At 69.2% G+C, this 11,289-nt stretch carries 11 protein-coding genes and 1 pseudogene; 6 read left to right on the forward strand and 6 right to left on the reverse strand.

Annotation, left to right across the window (positions count from 1 at the left end):
* Positions 1-160, forward strand: a 160-nt coding sequence (locus VGE49_RS11695; protein ID WP_331034734.1) for a winged helix-turn-helix domain-containing protein, incomplete at its 5' end; no start/stop codon positions are given.
* A gap of 98 nt (positions 161-258) precedes the next feature.
* Here the strand turns inward: VGE49_RS11695 and VGE49_RS11700 are convergent.
* The 3 genes from VGE49_RS11700 to fliI all read right to left on the reverse strand — a co-directional run bounded on the left by VGE49_RS11700 (position 259) and on the right by fliI (position 3,266).
* Complete coding sequence (locus VGE49_RS11700) at positions 259-1,323, reverse strand: endo-1,4-beta-xylanase (protein WP_331034724.1); 1,065 nt, start codon at positions 1,321-1,323, stop codon at positions 259-261.
* A gap of 169 nt (positions 1,324-1,492) precedes the next feature.
* Positions 1,493-1,906 carry a flagellar export protein FliJ gene (locus VGE49_RS11705; protein ID WP_331034725.1) on the reverse strand — a complete coding sequence of 138 codons (414 nt, stop codon included), beginning with the start codon at positions 1,904-1,906 and terminating at the stop codon, positions 1,493-1,495.
* Between the two features lie 16 nt (positions 1,907-1,922).
* On the reverse strand, positions 1,923-3,266 hold the full coding sequence (fliI, locus tag VGE49_RS11710; protein ID WP_331034726.1) for a flagellar protein export ATPase FliI: 1,344 nt from the start codon (positions 3,264-3,266) through the stop codon (positions 1,923-1,925).
* A gap of 225 nt (positions 3,267-3,491) precedes the next feature.
* Between fliI and VGE49_RS11715 the strand changes: the two genes are divergently transcribed.
* Positions 3,492-4,976 (forward strand): methyl-accepting chemotaxis protein, encoded by a 1,485-nt coding sequence (locus VGE49_RS11715; protein ID WP_331034727.1) that lies wholly within the window; start codon positions 3,492-3,494, stop codon positions 4,974-4,976.
* Between the two features lie 128 nt (positions 4,977-5,104).
* On the opposite strand, the gene VGE49_RS11720 is transcribed toward VGE49_RS11715, so the two are convergent.
* A complete protein-coding gene (locus VGE49_RS11720) occupies positions 5,105-6,016 on the reverse strand; it encodes a DMT family transporter (protein WP_331034728.1) in 912 nt (303 codons plus the stop codon).
* Between the two features lie 87 nt (positions 6,017-6,103).
* Between VGE49_RS11720 and VGE49_RS11725 the strand changes: the two genes are divergently transcribed.
* From VGE49_RS11725 to VGE49_RS11740, 4 genes are all read left to right on the forward strand, one after another.
* Positions 6,104-6,583 (forward strand): Lrp/AsnC family transcriptional regulator, encoded by a 480-nt coding sequence (locus VGE49_RS11725; protein WP_331034729.1) that lies wholly within the window; start codon positions 6,104-6,106, stop codon positions 6,581-6,583.
* Between the two features lie 123 nt (positions 6,584-6,706).
* The gene (cysK, locus tag VGE49_RS11730) at positions 6,707-7,687 is read left to right on the forward strand and encodes a cysteine synthase A (protein ID WP_331034730.1); all 981 of its coding nucleotides are present in this window, start codon (positions 6,707-6,709) and stop codon (positions 7,685-7,687) included.
* Positions 7,688-7,869: 182 nt separating this feature from the next.
* Entirely contained in the window at positions 7,870-9,081 is a 1,212-nt protein-coding gene (locus VGE49_RS11735) for a DUF2336 domain-containing protein (protein ID WP_331034731.1), read from the forward strand.
* Positions 9,082-9,246: 165 nt separating this feature from the next.
* Positions 9,247-9,675: a Ros/MucR family transcriptional regulator gene (locus VGE49_RS11740; RefSeq protein WP_184265541.1), complete on the forward strand. Its 429-nt coding sequence runs from the start codon at positions 9,247-9,249 to the stop codon at positions 9,673-9,675.
* Between the two features lie 141 nt (positions 9,676-9,816).
* Here VGE49_RS11740 and VGE49_RS11745 read toward each other — a convergent pair whose 3' ends face one another.
* Both VGE49_RS11745 and VGE49_RS11750 read right to left on the reverse strand, forming a co-directional pair.
* Complete coding sequence (locus VGE49_RS11745) at positions 9,817-10,935, reverse strand: DUF2336 domain-containing protein (protein ID WP_331034732.1); 1,119 nt, start codon at positions 10,933-10,935, stop codon at positions 9,817-9,819.
* Positions 10,932-11,289: pseudogene (locus tag VGE49_RS11750) on the reverse strand (hypothetical protein); the annotation flags it as partial. The gene VGE49_RS11745 and the pseudogene VGE49_RS11750, both read right to left, overlap by 4 nt.

Raw genomic sequence — 11,289 nt, forward strand, 5'->3', positions numbered from 1 at the left:
CATGGACGAGCCCGAGCTGAAGATCATCGACGTCTTCATCTGCAAGCTGCGCAAGAAGCTGGCGACGGCCGCCGGCGGCAAGCACTACATCGAAACCGTCTGGGGCCGCGGCTATGTCCTGCGCGACCCGTCGGAAGGCGCCGTCAGCGTCGCCGCCTGATCGGGTCCTGAGCCTCCACTCAGGACCAGAGTTTGGAACGCCCGCCGGGAAACCGGCGGGCGTTCTCAATTGTCCTTCTCCCCCTTGAGGGAGAAGGATCAGGAGAAGGCCCCAGCCACCGCGTGGAACATCGGGTTGGCCCGACCCCGGGCGTCGAACAGCAGGGGGCTGTCGCGGCCGTCGTCCTCGGACCCGCGCCGCAGCCAGCTGTCGGTGTCGCGCACGCCCCAGAAGGTGAAGGCGAACTGCTGGGCGCGGGGCAGGGCCATGAAGGCCTCGGCCAGTTCGGCGACGCGGGCGCTCTGCTGCTCGATCTTCTGAACGCGCGGCCGCAGGTCCCTGAGGCGGTCGCCGGTGCGCAGCGAGGCGTCCAGTTCGGCGACATGGATCGGCAGGCCGAACTGGGCCAGTTCGCGGATGAAGGCGGCGGCCTGGCCCCTGGGGATGTCGATGTCGAGGTGGCTCTGGGTGCCCAGGCCCGTGACCGGGGCGCCCGCCTTCAGCAGCCGCTCGACCAGCCGCAGATAGGTCGCGCCCTTGGCCGGGATGTTCTCCAGGTCATAGTCGTTGAGGAACAGGACCGCCTCGGGCGCGGCCGCCCTGGCCTGCTCGAAGGCGCGGATGATGTAGGCGCCGGTCCCGCCCAGGCCCTGGCTCCAGACGCAGTCGCGCAGGGCGTGCCCCTCATGCGTCACCGGCTCGTTGACCACGTCCCAGCCCACGATCTGGCTGCGCCAGCGCCCCGCCACGGCGGCGATGTAGCGGTCGTATTCGGCGGCGAAGCGGGCGCGGTCGCCGGTCAGGGCCCTGAACCAGGGATGGTCCTGCGCATACCAGATCAGGGCGTGGCCGAAGAGGCGCATCCCGAAATCGCGGGCGAACCAGGCGATGCGGTCCGGCGCGTCGAACCGGAGGGAGCCGTCCTCCTGGAGGATGTACTCCATCTTCATCTCCCACTCGGGCGTGAGCTGGGAGACGTGTTCGGACACCAGGCGCACCCAGACCGGGTCCGACAGTTGTCCCGTCATGCAGGCCGCGCCGACGGGGAAGGGGGCGAGGGATTTCAGCGGGCGGACCGGGCCGTCGGGCATGGGCGCCGCCGCTTCCCCGGGGCCGCAGGCGGCCAGGGCGACGGGGGCGGCGAGGAAGGCGCGGCGGGACAAATCCTCCCCCGAGCAGCGCAGCGAAACGGGGGAGGGGGACCGCGTAGCGGTGGAGGGGGCGGAAACGGGCAGGCGGTTGGAAGCCAAATGGTGGAGGGCTGTTCCGCCCCCTCCACCATGCTGCGCATGGTCCCCCTCCCTCGCAGGCGGGGGAGGATCGAGAGGCGTGTCAGCCTTCGGCACGGCGCCTCAGACCCATTTCGTCGAAGGCGGCGGTCTCGCGCTTGGCGACGGCGATCAGCTTGTTCAGGCGGGTGGTCTCGGCGACGTGTTCGAACTTCTTCAGCTCCTCGAAGGCGCTGGTCAGGGCGTCGCGGGCGCCTTCTTCCTCGGCCCCGATGGCGACGACGACGCTCTCGGCGTCGGCCTTCTTGAGCGCCCAGCCCTTCAGATAGGCCTGCAGCATCAGGCTCGACGACGGGTCCAGACGGGCGTTCTGGCGCTCGATCTCGACCTCGGCGTCCAGGACGGCGACGCGCATCTCGGCCTCGGCCTTGCGGGCGGCGACCTCGGCCAGGCGCTTCTGCAGCGTCTCGACTTCGTAGTTGGAGATGCGGATCAGGGATTGGGCCCAGGCGGTCATGCGGAGATCTTCCTGATCACGGTTGCACCATTCCTTGGTTCAGAATGGTTTCCAGACGGTCAAAGCTTTCGCTCAAACTGGTGTGGTCGTCCTTGTCCTGGCCGAGGAAGTCCTCGAGCGCGGGGTTCAGGGCGATGGCGCGGTCGACGATGGGGTCCGCCCCGGTGCGATAGGCGCCGATCTTGATCAGCTCCTCCATGTTGGCATAGGCCGACAGGCACTGGCGGGCGCGGCGGTTCAGTTCGCGCTCGGGCGGGGTCTGGCAACCGGGCAGGGTCCGGCTGACCGACTTCAGCACGTCGATGGCGGGGAAGCGGCCGCGCTCGGCGATCTTGCGGTCCATGACGATGTGGCCGTCCAGAATACCGCGCACGGCGTCGGCGATCGGCTCGTCATGGTCGCCGCCGTCCACCAGGACGGTGAACAGGGCGGTGATCGGCCCGGCCTCGGTGCCGTCGGGGCGGATCGGGCCGGGACCGGCGCGCTCCAGCAGCTTGGGCAGTTCGGTGAAGACTGTGGGGGTATAGCCCTTGGTGGTCGGCGGCTCGCCCGCGGCCAGGCCGATCTCGCGCTGGGCCATGGCGAAGCGGGTGACGCTGTCCATCAGGCAGAGGACTTCCAGCCCCTGATCGCGCAGGTATTCCGAGATGGCCAGGGTCATATAGGCCGACTGGCGCCGCTTCAGCGCCGGTTCGTCCGAGGTGGCGACGACGACGATGGCGCGCTTCAGCCCCTCTTCGCCCAGGGTCTCCTCGATGAACTCGCGGACCTCGCGGCCCCGCTCGCCGATCAGACCGACGACCACGACGTCGCAGGTGGCCTGCTTGGCCAGCATGGACAGCAGCACCGACTTGCCCACGCCCGAACCGGCGAAGATGCCGAGGCGCTGCCCCCGGCAGGTGGTGGTGAAGACGTCCATCGAACGCACGCCCAGATCCAGCCGCTCGCCCACCCGGCCGCGCGAATGGGCCGGCGGCGGCGAGGCGCGCAGGGGATAGGGGACGGCGCCCTGCGGCAGCGGCCCCAGACCGTCGATGGGCAGGCCGAAGGCGTCGATGATGCGGCCCAGCCAGGCGGTGGTCGGGCGCACGCTGGCGGCGGCAGCGATGATGCGGATGTCGGCGCCGGGGGCCACGCCCTCGACCGGGCCGAAGGGCATCAGCAGGGCCTTGGCGTCGCGGAAGCCGACCACCTCGGCGGGCAGGGGGGCTTGTCCGCGGCGCTCGATCTCGGCGCGGGCGCCGACGGCCAGACGCGACAGCCCGCCGCGCGATTCAATCAGCAGGCCGCTGACGCCCGCCACCTTGCCGGTGACGACCAGCGGGTCGATCGCTTCGACGGCGGCGACGAGATTACGCAAGCGGGGCCCCTCAGGCTGCGTCGGATCGAGAAGGCGGAGCCTTCCGAGCGCAGCCCGCAAAAATGCATCCGTTAACGGATGCCCCATCGTGGTTAACGAGCGATGAAGCGGGGATAAGGGATCGCCCTTACACGCCATCCAAGAGAATTGTAGGTTTTTAAACTTAAGGTTGCATTGTAGTGTGTGCGTTCATCAATCGAGTCATAACGCCAAGGAGCGGACTGGATGTTCGGCAAGGGTCGTCAGAACCGTGATGCGGAGCAGAAGCTCCATGACCTCGACAGCAAGATGGCCGCGATCAGCCGATCCCAGGCGGTGATCGAGTTCGATCTGGCGGGGACTATTCTGGACGCCAACGACAACCTGCTGAAGACGATGGGCTACGCTCTGGACGAGATCCGCGGCCAGCATCACCGCACCTTCATGGACCCGGCCGAGGTCGCCACCCAGGCCTATGCCGACTTCTGGCGCGACCTGAACGCCGGGCGCTTCGTGGCCGCGAAGTTCCGGCGCATCGCCAAGGGCGGGCGCGAGGTCTGGCTGCAGGCCTCCTACAATCCGGTCATGGGGCCGGACGGCTGCCCGACGAAGGTCATCAAGCTGGCCGTGGACATCACCCTGGCCGAGCAGGAAACCGCGCGGCGCGAGGCCGAACGTCTGAGCGCCGAGGCGGCGCAGAACGCCCTGGTGGAAGCCCTGGCCGGAAATCTGTCGCGTCTGTCGGACGGCGATCTGACGGCGCGCATCGATCAGGACATGAGCGGCGCCCACGCCCGGGTGAAGGATGATTTCAACAGCGCGGTCGACAGCCTGCGCCGGACCCTGGGCGAGGTGCTGAACTCGGTGTCGGGCCTGCGCGGCGGATCGGACGAGATCTCCAGCGCCTCGGACGACCTGTCGCGCCGCACCGAGCAGCAGGCCGCCAGCCTGGAGGAAACCGCCGCCGCCCTGGACGAGATCACCGCCACTGTGCAGCGCAGCGCCGAGGGCGCCCGTCAGGCGTCGAACGTCGCCGGCGAGGCGCGCGGCCAGACCGACCGCTCGGGCGAAGTGGTGCGCGAGGCCATCGCCGCCATGGACGGCATCCGCAAGAGTTCGGACCAGATCAGCGACATCATCGGCGTCATCGACGAGATCGCCTTCCAGACCAACCTGCTGGCCCTCAACGCCGGGGTCGAGGCGGCGCGGGCGGGCGACAGCGGGCGCGGCTTCGCGGTCGTGGCCTCGGAAGTGCGGGCCCTGGCGCAACGCTCGGCGGAAGCCGCCAAGGAGATCAAGACCCTGATCTCGGCCTCGGCCGCCGAGGTGGCGCAGGGGGTCAAGCTGGTGGGCGAGGCCGGCGCCTCGCTGGACGCCATCGCCGGCAAGGTCGGCGAGATGGACGCCCTGGTGGCCGAGATCGCGGCCTCGGCCCAAGAGCAGTCGTCGGGTCTCAGTCAGGTCAATCAGGCCGTGAACCAGATGGATCAGGTGACGCAACAAAATGCGGCGATGGTCGAACAGACCACGGCGGCGGCCGCCAACCTCAAGACCGAGGCGGAGGGCCTGGCCCATCTGGTCGGCCGCTTCCAGACCGGACAGGGGGCGCCCGTCGGCGTGGTGCGCCGGATGACGGCCCGGTCGGGCCCGCCGCCGGCGCTGGAAGGTCAGAGGGCGCGGTTGCGGGCCGTGGCCAACGGCGCTCCGTCCGAGGAATGGACCGAGTTCTGATCCGTCAGAAGACGCGCTGGATCGCCAGTCGCATCACGACGGCGAGGATCAGGCCGAAGACGGCGCCGGCGATGATGTTGCCGACGGGGGTGCGCAGGCAGGCGTACAGGGTCTTCATGGACGTCTGATCAGGCCGGTGCGCCGGGTTCGGCCAGGGTTTGAGCCTGACTCCTGGGCGCCGTCAGGACCGCGCCGATCGAGGCGGCGATGATGCAGCCGACGGCCAGCCACTGCATCGGGCTGAGCCGCTCGTGCAGAAGGATCAGTCCGGCCATCGCGCCGATCGCCGGCTCGACGCTGAGCAGGACGCCGAAGGTGCGCTTGGGGATGTGGCGCAGGGCGATCATCTCCAGCGAATAGGGCAGGGCGCTGGACACCAGGGCGACGCCGAGACCCATCAGCAGGACCGAGGGCGCCAGGAGCGCGGCGCCCGCGTTCGAGACGCCGAAGGGCAGGATGATCAGGGCGGCGGTGCTCATGCCCAGGGCCACCGACTGACCGGCGTGCATGTGCGACAATCGCTTGCCGAAGACGATGTAGAGGGCCCAGCACAGGCCCGCGAAGGCGGCGTAGGCGACCCCGACCGGGTCCAGTCCCTCGACCCCGCTCCAGATCGGCAGCAGCATGGCCAGACCGGCGACGGCCAGGCCGACCAGGGCGAAATGCACCGGCTTGCGCGAGTGGATCAGGGCCAGGGCCAGCGGGCCGCTGAACTCGATGGCGATGGCCAGGCCCAGGGGAATGGTGCGCAGCGCCATGTAGAAGCTGAGGTTCATCAGGCCCAGCACCAGGCCGTACAGCAGAACCCGTCCGGCGTCCGAGCGCGTCAGGCGGAACCGCCACGGTCGCCAGATCGCCACCAGCACCAGGGCGGACAGGCCGACGCGCAGAGCCGCCGTCCCTTCAGCGCCGACGAGCGGAAACAGGCCCTTGGCGAAGGAGGTGCCGACCGCCAGCGACACCATCCCGCCGACCAGGGCGAGATAGGGCAGGGCGGCCGAAAGGCGCGGCGAATTCAGGGGCAGGGTCGGGGAGGACATCGGCCGGGAACCTAGTGAAAAGCCGTCTGTGTTTCTCGCTGAAATCTGCTGCTAGAATGCAAGAAAAAGTCGTCAGGATGAATTGAGATGCAGGAAACCGTCACGCTCGATGATTTCGACCGCCGGCTGCTGGATCTGGTCCGGCGCGATAATCTGCAGCCCGCGCGGGTGTTGGCGGACAAGGTGGGGCTGTCGGAATCGGCCGTGTCGCGCCGTCTGCGCCGTCTGCGTGAGGAGGGGGTGATCGTCGCCGACGTGGCGGTGATCGACGAGGCCCGGCTGGCGCGCGCCCTGACCATGCACGTCCTGGTCGAGATGGAGCGCGAGGGGACGGCGGTGCTGGACGCCCTGATCGCCAAGCTGACCGCCCGACCCGAGGTCCAGGCCGCCTGGTACGTGACCGGCGAGACCGACTTCGTCCTCTATGTTCGCGTGCCGACCATGGAGGCCTATGAGGTCTTCACCCGCGAGGTGCTGAACGACGACGCGCGGGTGCGGGCCTTCAAGACTCTGATCTCCATTCGAGAAGTGCTGCCGTTCGACCCGGCGCGGCGGGGGCTGGGCTGACGGGCGTCGCGCGCCGACCGCAGCCGATTTAAGGTCAAGGTGAGAATTCCTGCGTCGTCGACGGTTTCGCCGGACGTTAAAAGGTCTATCTGTTTTCGCTGAACTCGCTGCACGGAGATCCCCATGTCCGACACCGCCTACGACGCCAGCCGTCACAAGAAGGCCGGACGCGGCCGCGTCTATGACAGCATCATCGACACCATCGGCGACACGCCTCTGGTGCGGCTGCCGAATCTGACGGCGGAGCATCAGCCGAAAGCCACGGTGCTGGCCAAGCTGGAGTTCTTCAACCCGATCGCCTCGGTCAAGGACCGTATCGGCGTGGCCATGGTCGAGGCGCTGGAGCAGGCGGGCAAGATCAAGCCCGGTTCGGTGCTGATCGAGCCGACCAGCGGCAACACCGGCATCGCCCTGGCCTTCGTGGCGGCCTCCAAGGGCTACAAGCTGATCCTGGTCATGCCCGAGAGCATGTCGATCGAGCGCCGCAAGATGCTGGCCCTGCTGGGCGCCGAACTGGTGCTGACCCCGGCCGAGAAGGGGATGAAGGGCGCCATCGCCATGGCCCAGGACCTGCTGGACCGCACGCCGGGCGCCGTCAGCCCCTCGCAGTTCGACAACCCCGCCAACCCGGTCATCCACGAGGTCACGACCGCCGAGGAGATCTGGAACGACACGGCTGGCGCCGTGGACATCGTCGTCGCGGGCGTCGGCACCGGCGGCACCATCACCGGCGTCGGCCATGCCCTGAAGGCGAAGAAGCCCTCGGTGAAGATGATCGCCGTCGAGCCGACCGCCTCGCCCGTCCTGTCGGGCGGCGCCCCCGGCCCGCACAAGATCCAGGGCATCGGCGCGGGCTTCATCCCCGCCATCGTCGACCGCGCCGTGATCGACGGGGTCGAGCAGGTGTCCAACGAGGACGCCTTCGACATGGCCCGCAAGGTGGCTCGCGTGGAGGGCGTCCCGGTCGGGATCAGCTCGGGCGCGGCCCTGGTCGCCGCCTTCCGTCAGGCGGCCCTGGACGAAAACGCCGGCAAGACCATCGTGGCCGTCATCCCCAGCTTCGCCGAACGCTACCTGTCCACGGCCCTGTTCGAGGGGCTGTAGGCGGCTCTGTTTTTCTCTCCATTTTAGGGGGAGGGGGGCCGCGCAGCGGTGGAGGGGGCGACGCTGCCTTGTCCTTCTGGGCCTTGGGCGTTGACTGTGGCGCCGCCCCCTCCGTCACGCCGGCTAAGACGAGCGCTCGCCCCTCACGCGCGGTTAACCGGCTCGCGCTAAGGTCGTGGGCCATGTCTCTACCGGCCGCCATTCCCGCCGAAGACGCCCCGCAGGCGTCGAAAGCCCGCCAGATCCTGCTGCGGCGGCTGGCCGACGTCGTCTGCCTGCCCGCCAGCCGGATCAACGCCTTCGAGCGGGCGGTGACGGGCGACCTGCTGGTCGAGATGCTGCGGCTGGCGCCGGTCGAGGAGCGCGGTCGGGTGGCGGCGCGTCTGGCCCCGCTGGCCGAACTGCCCAACAGCCTGACGCGGCTGCTGCTGCGCGACGAGCCGTCGGTGGCGGCGCCCCTGATCGAGCAGTGCGCCGCCCTGTCGGACGTCGACCTGATCGGCTGCGCCCGCGACGCCGAGATCGAGCATCGCCTGCTGATCGCCCAAAGGCGCGGCCTGTCGGAGGTGGTGACGGAGACCCTGCTGAGTTTCGGCGAGGACGCCGTCATCGAGGCGGTGCTGAAGAACAACTCGGCGCGCCTGTCGCAAGGCGCCGTCGAGGGGGTGGTGGCGCTGAGCCGCCAGAGCAAGGGGTTGTGCGCCCCCCTGCTGCGCCGGCCCGAACTGCGCCCGTCGGGGGCCTATGTCATGTTCTGGTGGTGCGAGGCCGAGGAGCGCCGCGCCGTGCTGCAACGTTTCGCCGTGTCGCGCGAGGTGCTGCAGGAGAGCGTCGAGGACGTCTTCGCCCTGGCCGCCGCCGAGGGCTGGTCCGACCCGGTGTCGCGCAAGGCCCTGCAGTTCATCGAGCGCCGCCAGCGCAACCGCGCCGCCATCGACAAGAGCCCCTACAGCGGGCTGGAGGCGGCCGTCGCCGCCGCCGCCGAGGGCATGACGCGCGAGCTGGTCAGCGAGATCGGCTACCTGTCGGGGATCAAGCCGCTGACCTCGGCCAAGATCATGGGCGACGCGGGCGGCGAATCCCTGGCCATCCTGTGCAAGGCCACCGGCCTGTCGCGGCTGGACCTGCAGACCCTGTGGCGGGCCATGCGCCGGCCCGAACTGACGGCCGACGGCGAGGTCCATCCCGACTGGGAGCGGGTGCAGATCACCTATGAGATGCTGGCCGTCGATCGGGCCCAGACGGTGCTGCGTTACTGGAACTGGTCGCTGTCCTCGGCCCTGACGCCGGCCCTGTTGCGGGCTATCCGCGAGGGCGAGGAAGAGATGATCGACGAATACTCCGCACCCGAACGGGCCGCCATGCTGGCCCTTGCAGAGAACTTCGGTCGGTGAAAAACGACAACTGAATTCAGTTCATGCGAATAGAACAGTTCGCCTGTCAGGCGATGTTCTATGCTTGGATTGCCAACATCAGCAAACATACGTATGAAACCAACCTCCGACGGGTCGGGTCTGATCAGTCGAATGCGTTTGGCTCTTGAAACAGGCGATCCCCCCATGGAAGAAAAACCCGAACTGCTGGAAATGACGGCGGACATCGTGTCGGCCTATGTCAGCAACAACACCGTCTCGGCCGACGCTGTGCCCGGTCTGATCGCCCAGATTCACGCGGCCCTGTCGGGCGTGTCTTCTGGTCCGGTGGAAATCGAACCCGAGCCCAAGGAACCGGCGGTTCCGGTGCGCAAGTCGATCACGCCTGACTTCCTGATCTGCCTGGAAGACGGCCGCAAGTTCAAGTCGCTGAAGCGCCACCTGCGCACGAAATACAATATGAGCCCCGAGGAATACCGGGCGAAGTGGGGCCTGGCCAAGGACTACCCCATGGTCGCGCCGAACTACGCCAAGGCCCGCTCGGATCTGGCCAAGCAGATGGGCCTGGGCCAGGGCGGCCGCAAACCGGCCCGCGCCCCCCGCGCCAAGAAGTAAGATCGGCCTTTCAGGTCGGACGCCGCGCCCGTCTTCCGCAAGGAAGGCGGGCGTTTCTGTATTGTTGGGGCGCTATCGCCCTTCGGGCTGCTTGAGCGCATTGGGCGCTCTCCTCCCCATGAAATGGGAGGAAAGGCTCGGTCAGGCCGCGTGGCCGGCTTTGCGCATGCGCCAGAAGCGCAGGGTGCGCAGGGCGGCTTCGCGGGTCAGTTCGTTGTACATGCCGGCGTAGGCGCGGGCCTTGCCCATGGCGTCGCCGTCGGTGTTCAGCAGGACCACGGCGTAGGTCAGGAACAGGGCGCGGTCCAGGTCGGCGGCCTTGCAGACCACGGCCAGGGCGTCCAGCTCGCGCCGCTCTACGATCTGGCGGGCGGTGTGGAAGTCGATGTCCGCCAGTTGCGACAGGGCGATCAGGAAGGAGGTCCGTCCGCCCGAACGCAGGAAGCGGGCCAGTATCTGCGGGGTCAGCTGGCCGGCGGCGCGCAGTTCCTCGACATAGGCCAGGCTCTCGGCGTAGTCGGGCGGCAGGACGCCGTCGTCGGTGGCGACGCGGGCGCGACCGGCGGCCAGGGCGCTTTCCAGCAGGGCCGGGTCCATGCGGGCGTTCTGTTCCAGGATGCGCTGGCGCAGGCGGGCCTCGACCGTGAAATACATCTCATTCAGCAGGTCGGGCGGCAGGCTGGCGCGCTCGACCGTCGGGGCGTGCAGGGCGGGATTGGCGCGGGCGCGCTCGACGGCGGCCTCGCAGGCGGCGCGCGACATCCGGGCGCCGTCATTGCCCAGCAGCACGCCCAGGGTCTCGTCGTCGCCGCGGTCGATGATGGCGTCGGACACGGCCTCGGAGACGACGGCGCGCTGGCTGACGGCGCGCATATGGCCCTGGCCGCGCGAGCGGATGACCTGGATCAGGTCGGCCTCTGTCAGCACTGGGGAGGCCTGCAGGACGGGGCGGGCGACATCCTCGGCCTCGTCGTTGGCGAGGCGGCGGATCAACTGGTGCGGGGCGTCCGGGACGGCGGCGAATCGTTCGGCCAGTTCGGCGCGGACGGCCAGCTCCATGGCGTCGGTCAGCTCGCCGAGCACCGAGCCGTAGAGGGCGGTTTCAGCCTCGCTGCGTCCGGCGGCGCCGAAGAAGCAGTCGGTCAGTTCGCGCAGCAGGGCGCGGCGCTTCTCGCTGGACGGCTCCTGAGCCAGAGCGATCAGGTCAGGCAGGCGCGAGGCGATGTCCTGAACCGGGGGAGGGGCGGCGCCGTCGCTCATGGCAGGACAGGGTCTTCGTTGGCGGGCAGGGCCTGGAGGCGGCCGTTCGCGTTGCGGATCAGGTTGGGGGCGGCGGGCGGCTCGGCCAGGTCGGTCGAGGCGGGGGCGGAGGTCAGCTCCACCGGCAGGGCGTCCAGATAGACCGGCGCGGGCAGGGGCGTGGCGTCGGGCTGACGTCCGGCCTGACGATGCACCGAGTAGTAGCGGGCGCCGCCCGGGGCCGACGGAGCCTCGGCGGCGGGTTGGGGCTGGGCTTCGGCCTGGACGGTCGGCGCGGCCTCGGCCTGCGTCGAGGGGCGTTGCAGCCGGAAGATCGGGGCGTCGCGGCGCGGGGCCATCGGATCGGCGGCGGCG

Origin of the sequence: Brevundimonas sp., from assembly GCF_036405315.1 — a bacterium.
Taxonomy (GTDB): Bacteria; Pseudomonadota; Alphaproteobacteria; order Caulobacterales; family Caulobacteraceae; genus Brevundimonas.

What these genes read in the sequence shown, in the direction of transcription:
- VGE49_RS11705 (WP_331034725.1), bottom strand. Translation starts at nt 1,906, where the DNA reads ATGACCGCCTGGGCCCAATCCCTGATCCGCATCTCCAACTACGAAGTC.
- VGE49_RS11715 (WP_331034727.1), top strand. Translation starts at nt 3,492, where the DNA reads ATGTTCGGCAAGGGTCGTCAGAACCGTGATGCGGAGCAGAAGCTCCAT.
- VGE49_RS11720 (WP_331034728.1), bottom strand. Translation starts at nt 6,016, where the DNA reads ATGTCCTCCCCGACCCTGCCCCTGAATTCGCCGCGCCTTTCGGCCGCC.
- VGE49_RS11725 (WP_331034729.1), top strand. Translation starts at nt 6,104, where the DNA reads ATGCAGGAAACCGTCACGCTCGATGATTTCGACCGCCGGCTGCTGGAT.
- cysK (WP_331034730.1), top strand. Translation starts at nt 6,707, where the DNA reads ATGTCCGACACCGCCTACGACGCCAGCCGTCACAAGAAGGCCGGACGC.
- VGE49_RS11735 (WP_331034731.1), top strand. Translation starts at nt 7,870, where the DNA reads ATGTCTCTACCGGCCGCCATTCCCGCCGAAGACGCCCCGCAGGCGTCG.
- VGE49_RS11740 (WP_184265541.1), top strand. Translation starts at nt 9,247, where the DNA reads ATGGAAGAAAAACCCGAACTGCTGGAAATGACGGCGGACATCGTGTCG.
- VGE49_RS11745 (WP_331034732.1), bottom strand. Translation starts at nt 10,935, where the DNA reads ATGAGCGACGGCGCCGCCCCTCCCCCGGTTCAGGACATCGCCTCGCGC.